Source organism: Acetobacter garciniae, from assembly GCF_017377735.1.
Lineage (GTDB): Bacteria > Pseudomonadota > Alphaproteobacteria > Acetobacterales > Acetobacteraceae > Acetobacter > Acetobacter garciniae.
The window spans coordinates 797,921-814,150 of the sequence record NZ_JAFVMH010000002.1 but is presented as its reverse complement, the minus strand read 5'-3'; the positions used below and the strand labels follow the sequence as shown (position 1 = coordinate 814,150).

At 64.1% G+C, this 16,230-nt stretch carries 16 protein-coding genes; 7 read left to right on the top strand and 9 right to left on the bottom strand.

Translation table 11 applies throughout. The annotated features are described in order from the left end of the window. Window positions 1–80: 80 nt before the first annotated feature. A complete protein-coding gene (locus J2D77_RS07550; protein ID WP_207845612.1) occupies window positions 81–1,469 on the bottom strand; it encodes an ethanolamine ammonia-lyase subunit EutB in 1,389 nt (462 codons plus the stop codon). Window positions 1,470–1,742: 273 nt separating this feature from the next. On the opposite strand from J2D77_RS07550, the gene cysG reads away from it, so the two are divergent. From cysG to bfr, 3 genes are all read left to right on the top strand, one after another. Next, window positions 1,743–3,149 (top strand): siroheme synthase CysG, encoded by a 1,407-nt coding sequence (cysG, locus tag J2D77_RS07545; RefSeq protein WP_207845732.1) that lies wholly within the window; start codon window positions 1,743–1,745, stop codon window positions 3,147–3,149. A gap of 92 nt (window positions 3,150–3,241) precedes the next feature. Continuing rightward, on the top strand, window positions 3,242–5,242 hold the full coding sequence (locus J2D77_RS07540) for an esterase/lipase family protein (RefSeq protein WP_331000081.1): 2,001 nt from the start codon (window positions 3,242–3,244) through the stop codon (window positions 5,240–5,242). Between the two features lie 137 nt (window positions 5,243–5,379). Next, window positions 5,380–5,865, top strand: a complete 486-nt coding sequence (gene bfr / locus J2D77_RS07535; protein WP_207845611.1) for a bacterioferritin — start codon at window positions 5,380–5,382, stop codon at window positions 5,863–5,865. Window positions 5,866–5,949: 84 nt separating this feature from the next. Here the strand turns inward: bfr and J2D77_RS07530 are convergent, their stop codons facing one another. Continuing rightward, complete coding sequence (locus J2D77_RS07530) at window positions 5,950–6,873, bottom strand: DMT family transporter (RefSeq protein ID WP_207845610.1); 924 nt, start codon at window positions 6,871–6,873, stop codon at window positions 5,950–5,952. A gap of 75 nt (window positions 6,874–6,948) precedes the next feature. On the opposite strand from J2D77_RS07530, the gene J2D77_RS07525 reads away from it, so the two are divergent. Next, window positions 6,949–7,863 carry a LysR substrate-binding domain-containing protein gene (locus tag J2D77_RS07525; protein ID WP_269142521.1) on the top strand — a complete coding sequence of 305 codons (915 nt, stop codon included), beginning with the start codon at window positions 6,949–6,951 and terminating at the stop codon, window positions 7,861–7,863. Between the two features lie 70 nt (window positions 7,864–7,933). On the opposite strand, the gene J2D77_RS07520 is transcribed toward J2D77_RS07525, so the two are convergent. The 5 genes from J2D77_RS07520 to J2D77_RS07500 form a co-directional block, all read right to left on the bottom strand. Further along, window positions 7,934–8,293: an ArsC family reductase gene (locus tag J2D77_RS07520; protein ID WP_269142534.1), complete on the bottom strand. Its 360-nt coding sequence runs from the start codon at window positions 8,291–8,293 to the stop codon at window positions 7,934–7,936. Continuing rightward, window positions 8,290–8,766 carry an HIT family protein gene (locus J2D77_RS07515; protein WP_207845607.1) on the bottom strand — a complete coding sequence of 159 codons (477 nt, stop codon included), beginning with the start codon at window positions 8,764–8,766 and terminating at the stop codon, window positions 8,290–8,292. Before J2D77_RS07515 ends, J2D77_RS07520 begins: the two co-directional genes overlap by 4 nt. A gap of 225 nt (window positions 8,767–8,991) precedes the next feature. Beyond that, a complete protein-coding gene (locus tag J2D77_RS07510) occupies window positions 8,992–9,576 on the bottom strand; it encodes a DNA-3-methyladenine glycosylase I (protein WP_207845606.1) in 585 nt (194 codons plus the stop codon). A 12-nt stretch (window positions 9,577–9,588) separates the two neighbouring features. Continuing rightward, a complete protein-coding gene (locus J2D77_RS07505) occupies window positions 9,589–10,068 on the bottom strand; it encodes an ArsR/SmtB family transcription factor (protein WP_207845605.1) in 480 nt (159 codons plus the stop codon). Beyond that, window positions 10,065–10,724, bottom strand: a complete 660-nt coding sequence (locus tag J2D77_RS07500; protein WP_230975575.1) for a peroxiredoxin — start codon at window positions 10,722–10,724, stop codon at window positions 10,065–10,067. Before J2D77_RS07500 ends, J2D77_RS07505 begins: the two co-directional genes overlap by 4 nt. 104 nt (window positions 10,725–10,828) lie before the next feature. Here J2D77_RS07500 and J2D77_RS07495 point away from each other — a divergent pair, with 104 nt between their 5' ends. Further along, a complete protein-coding gene (locus tag J2D77_RS07495; protein ID WP_207845604.1) occupies window positions 10,829–11,755 on the top strand; it encodes an MBL fold metallo-hydrolase in 927 nt (308 codons plus the stop codon). Between the two features lie 62 nt (window positions 11,756–11,817). Beyond that, window positions 11,818–12,603, top strand: a complete 786-nt coding sequence (locus J2D77_RS07490) for a sulfite exporter TauE/SafE family protein (RefSeq protein ID WP_207845729.1) — start codon at window positions 11,818–11,820, stop codon at window positions 12,601–12,603. Between the two features lie 160 nt (window positions 12,604–12,763). Here the strand turns inward: J2D77_RS07490 and J2D77_RS07485 are convergent, their stop codons facing one another. Further along, the gene (locus J2D77_RS07485) at window positions 12,764–14,440 is read right to left on the bottom strand and encodes a SulP family inorganic anion transporter (RefSeq protein ID WP_230975573.1); all 1,677 of its coding nucleotides are present in this window, start codon (window positions 14,438–14,440) and stop codon (window positions 12,764–12,766) included. A gap of 162 nt (window positions 14,441–14,602) precedes the next feature. Here J2D77_RS07485 and arsC point away from each other — a divergent pair, with 162 nt between their 5' ends. After that, window positions 14,603–14,950, top strand: coding sequence for an arsenate reductase (glutaredoxin) (gene arsC, locus J2D77_RS07480; RefSeq protein WP_207845603.1), 348 nt, complete (start codon window positions 14,603–14,605; stop codon window positions 14,948–14,950). 67 nt (window positions 14,951–15,017) lie between these two features. Here arsC and J2D77_RS07475 read toward each other — a convergent pair whose 3' ends face one another. Continuing rightward, entirely contained in the window at window positions 15,018–16,133 is a 1,116-nt protein-coding gene (locus tag J2D77_RS07475; protein WP_207845602.1) for an S-(hydroxymethyl)glutathione dehydrogenase/class III alcohol dehydrogenase, read from the bottom strand. Between the last annotated feature and the right edge of the window lie 97 nt (window positions 16,134–16,230).

Genomic DNA, 16,230 nt, shown 5'->3' with positions numbered 1-16,230 from the left:
ACCGGACTGGGAAATGTCGGCCTTGCGCACGCCCGGCCCGGCGGGCGGGGTGTGGGGGGCGGGAGAATGCGGGGGGTGCGTCATGCCACGCCCGCCATGGCGGCCAGGCGCGTCTGGGCCGGGGCGATGGCCCGCATGCGTTCGCGGCTTGTATCGTACAGGCCCATGCGGTCCAGCCAGGCGGCAAATTCCGGGGCGGGGCGCAGGCCAAGCAGGCTGCGCAGGGTCAGGATATCGTGAAAGGACAGGCTCTGGTAATTCAGCATCACGTCATCGGCCCCGGGCACGCCGATCAGGAAGGTCACCCCCGCCGCGCCCAGCAGCACCATGAGCGTATCCATGTCGTCCTGATCCGCTTCGGCATGGTTGGTGTAGCAGACATCGCACCCCATGGGCACGCCCAGCAGCTTGGCGCAGAAATGGTCTTCCAGGGCTGCGCGCATGATCTGCTTGCCGTCATACAGGTATTCCGGCCCGATAAAGCCGACCACCGTATTGACCAGCAGGGGGTCGAAGGCGCGTGCGACGGCATAGGCCCGTGTTTCCACCGTCTGCTGGTCCATGCCGTGATGGGCGTTGGCCGAAAGGGCCGCCCCCTGCCCGGTTTCGAAATACATGACGTTCTGGCCCAATGTTCCGCGCCCCAGGGCAAGGGCCGCCTCATGCGCTTCACGCAGGATGGACAGGCTGACGCCAAAGCCTTCATTGGCTTTCTGGGTTCCGGCAATGGACTGAAAGACCAGGTCCACCGCACCACCCCGGTTCATGATCTCGATCGTGTTGGTGACGTGGGTGAGCACGCAGGTCTGGGTGGGAATGTCGTATTGCTGGCGCGCGTGGTCGAGCATGTCCAGCAGTTCCAGCCCGTTGGCGACACTGTCCGTGGCGGGGTTGATGCCGATCACCGCATCGCCCATGCCGCACAGCAACCCGTCCAGGGTCGAAGCCGCAATGCCCTTGAGATCGTCCGTGGGGTGGTTGGGTTGCAAGCGCGAGGCCAGGCAGCCTTCAAGCCCGATGGTGTTGCGAAAGCGGGTAATGACACGGATCTTGCGCGCCACGGCCATCAGGTCCTGGTTGCGCATGATCTTGCTGACCGCCGCCACCATTTCGGGGGTCAGGCCGGGGGCGAGCGCCGCAAGGGCCGGGCCGTCCGCCGTGTGGGAAAGCAGCCAGTCGCGGAACTGGCCCACTGTCATATGGGCTACGGGCGCGAAGGCGATGCTGTCATGGGTATCGACAATCAGGCGCGTGACGTCATCGTGTTCATACGGCACCAGTTCGGCCTGGAGAAAAGCCGCCAGCGGCAGGTTGGCCAGCGCATGCCGCGCGGCCACGCGCTGGGCGTCGGACTGTGCGGCAAGCCCCGCCAGTTGGTCGCCCGATCTGGCGGGGGAGGCCGCCGCCAGCAGATCCTTGAGAGTGGCAAAGCAGTAGCTTTCCCCCCCTAGCGTGTGACGATATGCCATTTCCCACACCCTGTTCGCCATTGCGCCATGGGGCGGACCGGCCGCAGCCCCGGGGCCCCAAGGCCCGACATGCCGCCCGCAACGGCCCGATGAACGCCCCCCATGAACGTCCCATACGCGCACCGCAAGCGCCCCATGGGGGAATGTTACGCGCAGATGTCAGCCAAAGGGAACACCCAATTCCGCGTGCCCTTTGACACGCCGGGCCGTGTCCGCCCGCATGGTGCGGGATTTCCCCTTGCATCCGCCCGCAAAGCCTGCTTGCACAGTGCCATGCAGCCGACAGCAGACAGGACAGACTGGTTTCCCATCATGCTCCGCATGGAAGGGGCGCGGGCCCTTGTGGTCGGCGGTGGGCAGGTCGCGGCCAACAAGGTGCGCCTGCTGCTGCCGACGGGTGCGCGGGTGCATGTCATTTCGGCCCAATTATGCCCCGAACTGCGCGACCTCGCGCAAGAAGGGGCCATAACCCATGCCCCCCATGACGCCACGACAGAGGATGCCGAGGCCTGGCCGGGTGCGCAATACCGGCTGGTCTATCTGGCCACGGATGACGCAGCCCTGAACGGGGCGCTGGCCGCACGTTGCCAGGCGTACAACATTCCCGTCTGCGCGGTGGATGATCCGGCGGTGTCCAGCTTCATTACCCCCGCACTCATCACCCGGGGGCGGGTGCAGGTCGCGGTGTCCACAGGGGGGGCGGCCCCGGTCCTTGCGCGGCGGCTGCGCGCGCGGATCGAACAGGCGCTGCCCGCCGGGCTGAACCGGCTGGCGGATTTCATGCAGGCACAGCGCGGCTGGCTGCGCGACAGAATGCCCGACCCCGGCCAGCGCCGCCGCCTGTGGGAACGGTTTTTGGACGGGGCTGGCGGACAGTTGGGCATGCGGGGCCAGGTTGCCGCCGCCCGCCATGAACTGGACAGCCTGCTCGAACACAACACGACGCGTGGCGAGGTCTGGCTGGTGGGTGCCGGGCCGGGAGACCCCGACCTGCTGACGCTTGCGGCCCTGCGCCTGCTGCAGGATGCCGACGCCATTCTGTACGACAACCTGGTCGCCCCGGAAATCCTGAACTATGCCCGCCGCGACGCCGAGCGCGTTTTCGTGGGCAAGAGCCGCAGCCGCCACACCCTGCCGCAGGCAGACATAAACGCCGAACTGGTCCGCCGCGCCATGGCGGGGCAGCGCGTGCTGCGCCTGAAGGGGGGCGACCCGTTCATTTTCGGGCGCGGGGGGGAAGAAATCGAAACCCTGGCGCAAGCGGGGATCGGCTTTCGTATCATCCCCGGGGTTTCCGCCGCCAATGGCTGCGCGGCTTATGCGGGTATTCCGCTCACGCATCGGGACTGCGCACAGTCCTGCCTGTTCATGACCGGCCATGCCAAGGCGGATGGCAGCATCGAGCTGGACTGGCAGAGCATTGCCCTGCACAACCAGACCGTTGTCATTTACATGGGGCTGTCGGCGCTGCCCGAACTGTGCGCCCGGCTGGTGGAACACGGCCTGCCGCCGGACTGGCCCGCCGCCCTGATCGAACACGGCACCATGCCCGACCAGCGCGTGGTGGTGGGCAGCCTGGCCACGCTGGCAGACCTGGCCGCAAGCCGGAACGTGCGCAGCCCGGCCCTGATCATTATTGGCGAGGTCATCCGCCACCGCGTACTGCCGGTTGCCCGCTGATGCGCTGGCGTAACGCGACCGCGCAGCACCGAGTATTCCGCCCCCGGGGCCATACCGCAGGTCACACTCCGGGCCATATCCGAAGCCGCCCCGTGTTCCGCTCCCTGGCACTTGCGACCTGCCTGCTGGGGGCGGGCTGCTCGCTCCCCGTTTCGGTCCAGCATCTGAGCCTGACCGAGGCTTACAGGCAGCGCAGCGAAAGCGCGCTGGACGGGCGCCATTTCAGCACCACCACGCGGATCGTGCTGGAACGCCAGAACCTGTGGCAGGACTGGGCCGATCACCCCGCCCACGCCATTGCCACCCTGCGTGCGAGCACACAGGCGCAGTTCTACACACCCGATCTGCCCGACCAGCTTTTTGCCCTGGCGGAACTGAACTATCACCTGGCCCGCAAACACCATGACCGCGCCGCCTTCCTGGCCGCGGCCCTGTACGCCTATGCCTACCTGGCCCCCGACGCACCGCCGCAGGACCAGCCCAGCCGGTATGACATCCATATCCGCCAGGCGGGCGATATCTACATGCTGGGCCTGACGGAAGCGCTGGGAACCCCCGTGGACCCGCAAAGCCAGCGCTGGACCCTGCCTTTCGGCACGCTGGACCTGCGCGCCGACCCCACGCAACTGCTCTGGCACGGCTACAGGCTGACAGACTTCCAGCCCACGGCCCGGCTTGTGGCTTCGGGTATCAAGAACAATTACAGCAAGCCCGGGCTGGGGGAGCCCCTTGCGGCCGTGCCCATTCGCGCCAGCGGGCAGCCACCCGCCATAGGGATGACGGACAAATTGCGCGTGCCGGTCAACCTGCTCATGGCCATACCCGATCCGCGCAGGCAGGTACTGTCGGACCATATCAGCGGTTCGCTGGTTCTCAGCGTACTCGACGCACCCCCCGGCATGGGCGAGACCACGGGCACGAATACGGCCATGGCAACACCTGCCACCCCGCCTTTGCAATACGACCAGACGACCGCACAGGCGCTCAGCCTGAACCAGGCCGCCGACTGGTCGAGCGAATATGAGGGTTTTCTGGACGGGAGCTTTTTCGATAACGGCCGCACGCCGCAGCTCTACAGCATCGAACCCCACCGGTACGGACGCAGGCCCGTCGTCCTTGTGCATGGCACGGCCTCAAGCCCCGGGCGCTGGGCGGACATGATCAACGACCTGCTCGAAGATCCCGACATACAAAGGAATTTTGAGTTCTGGCTTTTTTCCTACGCCACGGGCAACCCCATTCCCTATTCGGCGCTGCAACTGCGCGAAGCCCTGCGCAAGGCGCTGGACGGGCTGGGTGGCACCCGCGCGGACCCCGCCCTTGGCCATATTACGCTGATCGGGCATAGCCAGGGCGGCCTGCTGGCCAAGATGCTGAGCATAGACCCCCATGACAGGTTGTGGAACGGGCTGACCCGTCGCCCGCTGGACAGCCTGAACCTGTCGGATTCGGCGCGCACCATGCTGCGCAAAACCCTGTTCCCCACCCCCATGCCGGAAATCCGCAGTGTGGTGTTCATTGCCACCCCGCAGCACGGCAGCTACCTGGCGGCCTTGTCCATTGCCCAGTTGATCGGGCGCATGGTCAGCTTCCCACTTGCGGTAACGGAGGTGACGGAACAGCTTTTAAAGGGCAATGGCGGGGCATCCGCCCTTAATATCCGGCCAAGCCACATGGGCAGCGTGTATGGCATGTCCCCCCACAGCGCTTTCATACGCGCTTTGGCCAGCACGACCGTGGTGCCCGAAATCGGTGTGCATTCGATCATTCCCGTTCTGGGCGATGGCCCGCTTGCCACGGCGGATGATGGCGTCGTGACCTATCGCAGCGCACATATCGCGGGCGCACGATCCGAACTGGTGGTGCGCCATTCCGACCATTCCACCCAGGCCAACCCCATCACCATAGCCGAGGTCAGGCGTATCCTGCTTGAACAGCTTGCCCATGAGAAGGGCGCGCTCCCACCCCAGGTGGAAACAACCAGGGGGGAGACGGATAAAAGCAATATTACGCGCATAGGTGGGGAATATATCCAGCCCGCCGGACCCCCTGCAGCCCCAACACCACCTGCCGGTGTTAAGAACCCGTCGTAACTACACTCTGCGCTGCACGCAAAACATGGCAGATCCTGTGTAAATCTTCTGTTTTTCCTTTTCTTTTTATTTGCACGCTCCTGCCGCAGCCATTACACAGTACTCAGCCTGAAATTTTAAAACAGCGAGTACCCGCCATGGTCAAAGACCCCAAAGTCATTGAATATCTCAACCTTCAGCTCACCAACGAACTGACGGCCATTAACCAGTATTTTCTGCATGCCCGCACGCTGCGCCACTGGGGCGTGACCCTGCTGGGCAAGAAGGAATACGAAGAATCCATTGAAGAAATGCGCCATGCCGACTGGCTGATCGAGCGTATTCTCTACCTTGGCGGCCTGCCCAACGTGCAGCGGCTGAACACCATCCTGATCGGCCAGGACGTGCGCGAAATTCTCGAATGCGACCTGAAGCTGGAAGAAAAGGCCCTGGCCGACCTGCGCGAAGGCATTGCCTATTGCGAAAGCGTGCGCGATTTCGTTTCCCGCGATCTGCTGCTGAAAATCCTGACCAACGAGGAAGAACACGAAGACTTCCTTGACCGCCAGTTCGACCTTATCAAGCAGATCGGCATCGAAAAATACATCCAGCTCAACTCCGCCTCGGCCCCCGAACAGGACTGAGCACCGCCCCCCGATCACGCGTTGCCGCATGGTGGTGCGAGAAGGCCTGCGCACTTCCGCACCACAATGCTACGGACAGCCCCCCTACGGGGTGGCCGCGCCGCATCTGTCAGGCACTGTTTTCGGCCTGCCGCGCGCCAGGACGCGGGACACAAGCACCCCCGCAACACCCAGCCCCACCAGAACCGCTGAAAAATATTCGGCACCGCCCGCCTGTTCATGAAGCGTGAGCGCTCCGATCATGAGCGTCACCAACGGAACGAGGGCCGGCAATGTCGCGCCCGCAATCGGCCCCAGAAGTTCGGCCGAGCGATTGAAGGCGAAGACGGCAAGAACACTGACCAGTACGCCCTGAAAACCTGCCTGCATCAGCAAATCGAAGGCCGGCGCCCCCGGAATACGCTTGGGAAGGGCCATGACGTAGACCGGCAGGTAGACGATCGCCGAACCGACCGCGACAATGGCTGTTGCGTGCAGGGCAGAAATTCCATAGCGGCGCACGACGACCGCATAGGCCGCCCACATGATACCGGTGCCGATCAGGATCAGGTGGCCAATGGCAAGCTTTTCTGCCAGCCCCGCAAAAAGGCAGGCACCGGCAAGAACCAGTGCAGCCCCTGCGACGGCCAACGGGCCGATCCGGTCACCGAAAACGACAGCGCCCAGGATCAACGAGACAATCGCCATCACGCCGGGATTGAGCGAACCCGCAGCGGATGCCGAAGCGGTTTCAAGGGCGAGCGAGATCAGCAGGACATACGGCGCACCGAAACCCAGCACCATGCCCAGCACACCGGCTGGCCCAAGCTGGCCGAAGGCAAAGCCGCGCCGGATGACGACAGGTGCGAGGATGAGCGCCGCCGTCCCGAACCGGAGCGCAGTCAGGTCATAGGCATTCAGGCCTGTCGTCACCCCGAACCGCAGCATGACCAGCGATCCCGACCAGACGCCGATGGCTATGGCGGCATAAACAAGGCCCCGTAAAACAGGAGGGAAGGAAAAGGCCATGAAACACTCCTTGCTGATTTTCCCCGCCAGATTAGCTGTGGCCATGCGTTCATAAAAACGATACGATCACGACTTATGGATCAGGAAAACTCAACACCAGGTTCATACGACGACCTTCTGCGAACCAACCGGACCTTCAATCTGGATGCGCTTCGGTCGTTCGTTGCAATCTGCGATATGGGATCGTTCAGGCGGGCTGCCACGCGCGTTCACCGCTCCCCTTCGGCTGTCAGCCTTCAGGTCGGCAAGCTGGAGGAACTGCTTGCAACGCAACTCCTGCTGCGCGATGCGCGTCGTATCAGCCTGACGGAACATGGAGAGGTTCTGCTTGCCTTTGCAAGGCGTCTCATCGACATCAACGATGAGGCCATGGCGGTATTCCGGACTTCACCGCTGAAGGGGCGCCTGCGGCTGGCGGCCCCGCCCGATCTGGGCACGTCGCTGGTGCCCGGCATGCTCCGGCGGCTGGCAGAGATTCACCCCGGCATTGTCGTGGATGTGCGGCTGGATACCAGTGCCGCCGTCCAGCGCATGTTCGCGCAAGGCGAGATCGGCCTGGCCCTGTTCAACGAAACGGACAAGCCTTTCGCCCATGCGCGGGAACTATTTTCCGAACCGCTCATATGGCTGATGCGCGCATCCGGCCACGCCGTCGAGCGCGATCCCCTTCCCCTGGCCATTGCGGAAATCGGCTGTGCGTGGCGCGATGCGGCGCTGAAAGCGCTACAGGCGGCAGGGCACCCCTATCGTGTCGCGTATTCCTCCGACACGTCGGCGGGCCAGATCGCAGCCCTGCGTGCCGATCTTGCGGTGGCCGCCCTGCCAAAATCGCTTGCGGATCAGGAACTGGTCAGAATTCCGGCAAAATACAACATGCCGCCGCTGCCCCTGACCCGTATCTGGCTTGCCACCGATGGAAGCAAGCTGGCAGAGGCGTTCATCACGCTTGCTGCCCCCGAACTCACCCCCGGCGCAGCGGGCAGGGATTAAGCCTGCCCTGTAGACTGGCACGGACCATCTGGCTGCTCATGCAGCACCTGTGTTCCCACCTGTTTCGCGCTTATTGCACGCCGAACAGGGCCGCATAAATTTCGGGCTTGAAGCCCAATGTCACCTTGCCTTCACGCACCAGAACGGGCCGTTTGATCAGGGAGGGATGGGCGAGCATCAGGGCCATGGCGCGCGTCTGGTCCAGCCCCTGCCTGTCTGCCTCCGCCAGGCCGCGAAAGGTCGTGCCCGCGCGGTTGAGCAGTTTTTCCCACCCCACATCGGCCACCCAGTCCTTGAGCTGTGCGGGGGGCACGCCCTGGGTCTTGTAGTCATGGAAGGTATAGGCAATGCCGTGGCTGTCCAGCCACTGGCGCGCCTTGCGCATGGTGTCGCAGGATTTGATTCCGTACAGAACAGCAGCCACGATCAGATCTCCTGCCCTGCATGGGCCGGCAAGGCCGGGGCAATTCCCAGAATGGTGCGCAATGCCTGCATGAGCGGGCCATCCACCGCCGTATCGAACGGGCGGGCTTGGGCCACGTCATAGGCGACGCAGAGGGGCCTGATACGCTGGGCATCGGCCTCCGTGCTGTAACGGGGCACGATATGCGTGTGCAGGGAGGGTTCCTGGTTGCACCATGTCTCGTAATTGATGCGCGCTGCCTGCGTTGCCTCCAGCAGGGCATCGCCCACCCGCACGACATCCGCCAGATAGGCCGCCCTGTCCTGCCCGCCCAGATCGTTGATGCTGGGCACGATGGGATCGGCCATTAAAATGCAGTACCCAGCCACCGGCTGCGTGTCGGCCATGAACAGCCAGCCCGAGGGCATGCGGCCGATCACCTGCGGATGCGCCCCCTGCCGGGCCAGGGTAACGCGCTGCTGAATAACGTTCTGTGTCATATCCCCTCCCGGCCCGCACGATTTCGGCAGCGGGGCCGCATGCTCCTGTCATGCCCAGCTTATGACAGCACCGCCCGGCGTGCCAGAGGTGGCCCCGATCTTTCGCACCGCGCGCCCCGCCCGTGTGCCGCCAGCGCGCCAGCCTTCTGCTCTGCCCCTGAAGGGACCTGCACAAACATCGGGCCCCGTCGGCAATTTCTGAAAAACAGAGTTCTTGTGCAACTGTTACGGCTGATAGCGAAAACAGGTGGGCTCGTGGTCGTCCACCATGCCCACGGCCTGCATCCATGCATACACGATAACCGGGCCGACAAAGCGAAAACCCCGTTGCTTGAGCGCAGCGGACAAGGCCCGGGACTGGGCGGACTGGCTCAGCACCTGCCCGCTGCGGTTCCTGATGGGCGCGCCGGGCACCATGCCCCAGGCGAAATCGGCAAAATCCTCGCCCGCTTCGTGCATGGCAAGCCAGGCCCTGGCATTGGCAATGGTGGCGGCAATCTTGCTTTTCGAACGGATGATCCCCCCGTCCTGCGCCAGACGGGCTTCATCCTCCGGCGTCAACAACGCGACTTTCTGCGGAATAAACCCTGCGAAAGCCTTTTTGAAATTCTCGCGCTTTTGCAGGACCGTGTTCCAGGACAGGCCGGCCTGAAAGGTCTCGAGCACCAGCATTTCCCACAACTGGCGGCTGTCCCTGACCGGCTGGCCCCATTCCGTATCGTGATAGGCGCGCAACTGCGCGTTAGCCTGCGCCCATTTGCAACGGCACACATCACCGCCTGCGCCCCCATGCGGCTGCTGGAGTGTCATGCCACGAACCGTTCAGCCCCGCCGCCGCATAAGGGCGGGAACAAGGGCGAACTGCGCTCCCCCTTCCGCATAGGGGAAGGGCGTGGGGGGCTGTGCTGTCGGGCCTGGGGCACCATTCTGCGCCGCGGCCGGGCGGGGGGGCTTATCGTCGTCCGTATCGTGCTGCGCCAGGGCCTGCAAGGCAGCCCGTGCGGACTGGCCACCGTGCAACAGGCCGATCAGCGCGCGGGCGCGCAAGGCGTCATCCGGGCTGGCAAGGCTGTAGTAGATGGTGCGCGAATCCCGCCGGGGCATGACGATATCGGCCCGGCGGAGCGTGCCAAGCTGCTGGCTGAGCGTTGGCTGGCCAATACCCGTGCGGCTTTCAAGCTCCCCCACGGAAAGCGGACCATGGCTGAGCAGCGCGTCCAGGATAAGCAGGCGCTGCGGCTGGGCAAACAGCTTCATGCGCTCGACGATCTGGCGGGCGTCCTCCACACTCAGATCGCTCATTCCGCTGCGTCCGGTTGCAGGGTCATGAACCAGTCGGGGCCGGCCGCCGTCACCGCGTCCTGCATCTGGCAGGCGGGCACGGCCACGGGGGCGCCGGGCTGCCAGCCTTCGGGGGCGAGCGCATCCCCCTTCTCGACCCGCTGCAAAGCTCCCAGCAGGCGCAGCAGTTCGGCCACCGACCGGCCGACGGTCATGGGGTACCAGACAATGGCCTGGATCAGCCCTTGCGGATCGATGACATAGGCGGCCCTGACCGTGGCACTGCCGCGCGCCGTCATGTCCAGCATGCCATAGGCCCGCGCGATGGCCAGGGACGGGTCTTCGACAATGGGGAAGGGAATGGTCACGCCAAAGCGCTGGCGAATGGCATCCACCCAGGCCAGATGGGCGGGCAGGCTGTCGACCGAAAGCCCGACCAGCGCGCAGCCCATGGCCGCAAAGGCGGGGGCGGCCTTGGCGAAAGCTATGAATTCGCTGGTGCAGACGGGGGTAAAATCCGCCGGGTGCGAAAACAGCAGCACCCATTGCCCGCGCAGGGCGCTGAGCGTCAGTGGGCCGCGCGTGGTGCGGGCCACGAAATCGGGTGCGGCATCTCCGATCTTGAGGGATGCGGGCACCGGCATGGCGGAACATGGGTCGGGCACGTGATCAGTCATGAAGTTTCTTTACGCGAGGACGAAGTCTTGACACAAGACAGTTTCACATTTAATGAAAATAAATATACATGCTTACTGAAAGTGATAAATTATAGGAGGTCCGCATGCCGGATCCTGCCATCGCCGCCGCCACACGCCAGGTCCTGGACATGTTGGACAATCCGGCAGGCCGCCCCTGCGTGCACAGTTTCTTTGACGAGAAAACCTTCACCGCAACGCATGTCGTGCATGACCCCGCAACCCGTGCCGCCGCCATTATCGACAGCGTCATGGATTACGACCCCGCATCGGGCCGCACGTCCTATGCATCCGCGCAGAAGATCGTGGATTATGTGCGCGAGAACAGGCTCGATGTCATCTGGCAGCTTGAAACCCACGCCCATGCCGATCACCTGTCCGCGGCACCGTGGCTGAAAAGCCAGCTTGGCGGGCAGATCGGCATTGGTGCCGATATCGTGCAGGTGCAGCAGACCTTCGGCACCATTTTCAATGCGGGCACGCATTTCACACGCGACGGTTCGCAGTTCGACCACCTGTTTACCGACGGCGAACAGTTCAGCCTGGGCACGCTCAGGGCCACGGCCCTGCACGTGCCCGGCCATACCCCCGCCGACATGGCCTTTGTCATCGGGGATGCCGCCTTTATAGGCGATACGCTGTTCATGCCCGATTACGGCACCGCCCGGGCGGATTTTCCCGGCGGCAGTGCCCGCATGCTCTACCGCTCCATCCGCCGCCTGCTCAGCCTGCCGCCCGCGACACGGCTGTTCCTGTGCCATGACTACAAGGCCCCCGGCCGGGACAGCTATGCGTGGGAGACCACGATCGGCGCCGAACGCGCGGCCAATGTCCATGTCCATGACGGTATCAGCGAAGATGCGTTCGTGGACATGCGCACCAAGCGGGATGCCGGGCTGTCGCTGCCCAACCTCATCATGCCTTCGGTGCAGGTCAACATGCGCGCGGGCCACCTGCCCGAGGCGGAGGAAAACGGCGTCAGCTATATCAAGATCCCCATCAATACGCTCTGATCCTGTCCTGCCTTTTTCGCTCCCGCCTGCTTCGTCCTTATCCGCGTGGTTCCCCCTTGGTCCTGTCTGCCCCTTCCCTGCTTCATATCGGCCTTGAACTGTTCTCGGGGGCACTTGTCGGTTTCACGCTGGGGCTGATCGGCGGGGGCGGGTCCATCCTGGCGGTGCCGCTCATGGTTTACGTGGTGGGTGTCTCCAACCCCCATATGGCCATTGGCACCAGCGCGCTGGCCGTGGCGATCAACGCCCTGTTCGGCCTGGCCCAGCACGCCAGCACGCATACGGTCAAATGGCGCTGTGCGGGGGTTTTCGCGCCCTGCGGCGTGCTGGGGGCGTTCATAGGGGCAAGCCTGGGCAAGGCGGTGGATGGCAAGCGCCTTTTGCTGCTGTTCGCAGTCCTCATGATCGGGGTGGGCATCCTGATGCTGCGTGGCCGCAACAGTGCTGGCACCCCCGGCGCCGATCTGAACCGCCATAACGCGGCCCGGGTCATGCGCTACGGGTTCGGAACGGGCATGCTCTCGGGCTTTTTCGGCATTGGCGGGGGGTTCCTGATCGTGCCGGGGCTTATGGCTTCGACCGGCATGCCCATACTCAACGCCGTGGGCACGTCACTGGTCGCGGTCTCGGCCTTCGGGTTCAGCACGGCGCTCAGCTATATGGCCTCGGGCTATGTGGACTGGGAACTGGCCGCCCTGTTCGTAGCCGGCGGGGCCGCAGGCAGCATTGGCGGCACCCGCACCGCCCGCGCCATGGCCGGGAGCCGGGGGCGGCTGACAACCCTGTTCGCGGGGGTGATTTTTGCCGTGGCCCTCTACATGATCTGGCAAGGGCTGCGCCATATCTGACAGGGCGGGACACATGAGCCTTTTTTTAAAGGTGGCAGTCTCTGAAGCTTTTTGAAAAAAGCTTCACCAAAAACCTTTATCCGTTTTCGCGAGGCGGCGCCTTCGGCGTTGCGGATCGCCCGTCAAGCCCCGACGGGTCAGGATGCGAATATGGGGCCCCTTACGCCGTGGGCGGTCTTTGCGCATAAGCGGCGCGGGCGGCGGCGATGGCTACATGCAGTTGCGCATAGATATTCTGCCGCCCCAGGACCAGGGCAATGCGGTGGCGTTCCATATCCGCCAGCGCATAAGGTGCCACCCGCCCGAAAAAGACATGCACCTGTCGCGCCTGCAACCGGGCCAGCACATCGCGCACGACGGCGGCGGCGGAATAGTCGATATCGGTAATGGCGCTGCAATCCACCACCAGGCAATGCACCGGCTGCGGGGCCGAATTGACAAGCAGGGTGATATCTTCCGCAAAAAGCGTGCAGTTGGCATAGAACAGATCGGCGCAGAAACGGTAGATCACCAGCCCCGGTTCTGTCTGCATGCCCGCGCGCACGGGTTCGGCCTCCATCGCACCTGTGGCGGCATCGGGCCGCAGCACCAGGGTATGCGGCTTGTAGCTGTGGCGCACATGCCGGAACAGGGACAGCGCAATGGCAATGAAAATGCCCTGCTCCACCCCGATACTGACCACCGTTGCCGCCGTGACCAGGGCCAGCGTGCATTCCCCGGGGCTTTCGCGCCGGATGCGCATGAGGCCCGCCACATCCACCATGCCCACAGCCACGCAGAACACGACGGAGGCCAGGATACAGCGCGGCAGGTATTGCAAGGGCCCGGTCAGGAACAGCAGCACGCACAGGGTGATCGCCGCAAAGACAAGCTGCGCGCGCTGGCTTGTGGCCCCTGACTGCACCGCCATGGCGGTCTGGGTGGGGCTGCCATTGACGGTGAAGGTGCCGCTCAGCCCCGCTGCGGCGTTGGCGGCACTCAGGCCCAGAATATCCTTGTTCTCATCAACGCTTTCCCCAAAACGATAGGCATAGGCGCGCGATGTCGCGGCACTTTGGGCGATAATGACGAACACGCACGAAGCCGAAACGGGCAGGAGTGCCAAAAGCGTGTCCCAGCCCACAAGCGGCACCCGCAGGGATGGCAGCCCCCCCTGCACCGGCCCCAGAACCGCAACGCCATGGGCGGGCAGCGCATAGCCCCAGCCAAGGGCAATGCCCGTTGCCGCCACCAGCAGGGCCACCGGCCAGTGCGGCAGCAGCTTCTGCCCCGCCAGCAGCACCACGCAGGCCGCGACAGACAGCACCAGTGTCAGCCCATGGGCATGGGGCCAGAGATGGCCGAGTTCGAACAGTTGCAGCGCGCCATTACGCGAATTGGAAACAAGACCCAGCATGTCGAACACCATGCTGATACTGACCTGCACGCCCACCCCGGCCAGAAAGCCCACCAGCACCGTGCGGGAAAGAAAATCGGCCAGGAAACCCAGCCGGCACAACCGCGCCACCAGCAGGAAGCACGCATTCAGCAAGGCCACGACACTGACCAGCGCCATGTAGGGCGCACTGCCCGCCGGGGCCATGCCTGCCAGGCCGGAGGAAAAAATAGCCGCCGTAGCGGAATCCGCCGCCACCACCAGATGGCGCGAAGACCCGAATATCGCAAAGGCCACCAGCGGCAGCAGAACGGTATAAAGCCCGCTGATCGCAGGCATTCCGGCGATGCGCGCATAGCCCATGACCTGCGCGATGTTCATGGAGGCAAGGGAAAAACCCGCCAGCATGTCCTTGCGCAGGCCTGCGGGCCATTTCAGCCGCATGTTAAAAAACCTGCCCATGCGCCCCTGCTTTCATTGCGGCCTGCGCGCCCCTTCGGTCCGGCCCGCGCCATTGCCGAACAGGCCCCGGGTAACGCGCCTCCCCAAGGCGGGTTGCGGCGCGGACTTTTGACAGAAGGAGGCAAAATGTAACACTGCTGTCATTTTACAAAGGGTATACGCATGAGTGTTACAGTCTACCATAATCCCGCCTGCGGCACGTCCCGCTCGGTGCTGGAACTTGTACGCAACGCCGGTATCGAACCGAATATTATCCTGTATCTGAAAACACCCCCGAGCAGGGATACGCTGGCGGAACTGGCGCGCAAAGATCCGTTGGGGGCGCGCGACCTGCTGCGCACGAAAGAAAAGCTCTGCGCCGAGCTGGGGCTGGACAAGCCCGACGTGACGGATACGCAGATCCTGGACGCCATCGCCGCCCACCCTGCCCTGCTGAACCGTCCTGTGGTCGTCACCCCCAAGGGGGTAAAGGCCTGCCGCCCGGCGGATACGGTGCTCGCCCTGCTGTAGGGACGGGCGGGACCGGGCCGGGCTTCACGCACCCGGCCCCCTGTGCCGGGGGGCCGGGGTGGTGGGGTCAGTATTCGACGACGGTGCGAATGCTCTCCCCGCGCGCCATCATGTCGAACCCTTCATTGATCCGCTCCAGCGGCAGCGTGTGCGTGATCAGGTCATCGATGTTGATCCGGTTCTCCATATACCAGTCCACAATCTTGGGAACATCCGTCCGGCCCCGCGCCCCACCGAAGGCAGAGCCGATCCAGCGCCGACCCGTCACCAGCTGGAACGGACGCGTGCTGATCTCCTGCCCCGCAGAGGCAACACCGATGATCGTCGAGACACCCCAGCCGCGATGCGCGCATTCCAGCGCCTGGCGCATCAGCGTCGGGTTGCCCACGCATTCGAACGTGTAGTCCGCGCCACCTCCGGTCAGTTCCACAAGATGGCCCACGATATCCCCGTTCGGGCCAAGGTCGCGCGGGTTCACGAAATCCGTCATCCCGAACTGCCGCGCCATCGCCTCACGCCCGGGGTTGATGTCCACGCCGATGATCTTGTCGGCCCCAACCATCCTGGCACCCTGGATCACGTTCAGGCCGATCCCGCCAAGGCCGAACACCACCACCGTCGAACCAGGTTCGACCTTCGCGGTGAACAGCACCGCACCGATCCCCGTCGTCACGCCGCAGCCGATGTAGCACACCTTGTCGAACGGCGCGTCGGGCCGGATCTTGGCCAGCGCAATTTCGGGCAGCACCGTGTAGTTCGCAAAGGTCGAACAGCCCATGTAATGGTGGATCGGCTGGCCCTTGAACGAAAAGCGCGACGTGCCGTCGGGCATCAGCCCCTTGCCCTGCGTGGCACGGATGGCCGTGCACAGGTTCGTCTTGCGCGACAGGCACGATTTGCACTCCCGGCACTCGGGCGTATACAGCGGAATCACATGATCGCCGGGCTTGAGGTGCCGCACATCCGGCCCCACCTCGACAACCACACCCGCCCCTTCATGCCCCAGAATGGCAGGAAACAGCCCCTCAGGGTCCGCGCCCGAGAGCGTATACTTGTCCGTGTGGCAAAGGCCCGTCGCCTTGATCTCAACAAGAACCTCGCTCCCACGCGGGCCTTCAAGCTGCACCGTCTCAATCTCCAACGGCTTCCCTGCCTCAAACGCTACCGCTGCTCTGACGTCCATTCCCTCGTCCCCTTCCTTGCTTGTGGCGACTGTATAAACCACCAGACCCGAAACGAACAGATTGGGGCATGCAGGCCAGCGGGTATAAAAACGGGTA

Excerpts from the sequence above, each read along its gene's own strand:
- J2D77_RS07550 (WP_207845612.1), bottom strand. The coding sequence starts at position 1,469 with ATGGCATATCGTCACACGCTAGGGGGGGAAAGCTACTGCTTTGCCACT.
- cysG (WP_207845732.1), top strand. The coding sequence starts at position 1,743 with ATGCAGCCGACAGCAGACAGGACAGACTGGTTTCCCATCATGCTCCGC.
- bfr (WP_207845611.1), top strand. The coding sequence starts at position 5,380 with ATGGTCAAAGACCCCAAAGTCATTGAATATCTCAACCTTCAGCTCACC.
- J2D77_RS07530 (WP_207845610.1), bottom strand. The coding sequence starts at position 6,873 with ATGGCCTTTTCCTTCCCTCCTGTTTTACGGGGCCTTGTTTATGCCGCC.
- J2D77_RS07525 (WP_269142521.1), top strand. The coding sequence starts at position 6,949 with ATGGATCAGGAAAACTCAACACCAGGTTCATACGACGACCTTCTGCGA.
- J2D77_RS07515 (WP_207845607.1), bottom strand. The coding sequence starts at position 8,766 with ATGACACAGAACGTTATTCAGCAGCGCGTTACCCTGGCCCGGCAGGGG.
- J2D77_RS07510 (WP_207845606.1), bottom strand. The coding sequence starts at position 9,576 with ATGACACTCCAGCAGCCGCATGGGGGCGCAGGCGGTGATGTGTGCCGT.
- J2D77_RS07505 (WP_207845605.1), bottom strand. The coding sequence starts at position 10,068 with ATGAGCGATCTGAGTGTGGAGGACGCCCGCCAGATCGTCGAGCGCATG.
- J2D77_RS07500 (WP_230975575.1), bottom strand. The coding sequence starts at position 10,724 with ATGACTGATCACGTGCCCGACCCATGTTCCGCCATGCCGGTGCCCGCA.
- J2D77_RS07495 (WP_207845604.1), top strand. The coding sequence starts at position 10,829 with ATGCCGGATCCTGCCATCGCCGCCGCCACACGCCAGGTCCTGGACATG.
- J2D77_RS07485 (WP_230975573.1), bottom strand. The coding sequence starts at position 14,440 with ATGGGCAGGTTTTTTAACATGCGGCTGAAATGGCCCGCAGGCCTGCGC.
- arsC (WP_207845603.1), top strand. The coding sequence starts at position 14,603 with ATGAGTGTTACAGTCTACCATAATCCCGCCTGCGGCACGTCCCGCTCG.
- J2D77_RS07475 (WP_207845602.1), bottom strand. The coding sequence starts at position 16,133 with ATGGACGTCAGAGCAGCGGTAGCGTTTGAGGCAGGGAAGCCGTTGGAG.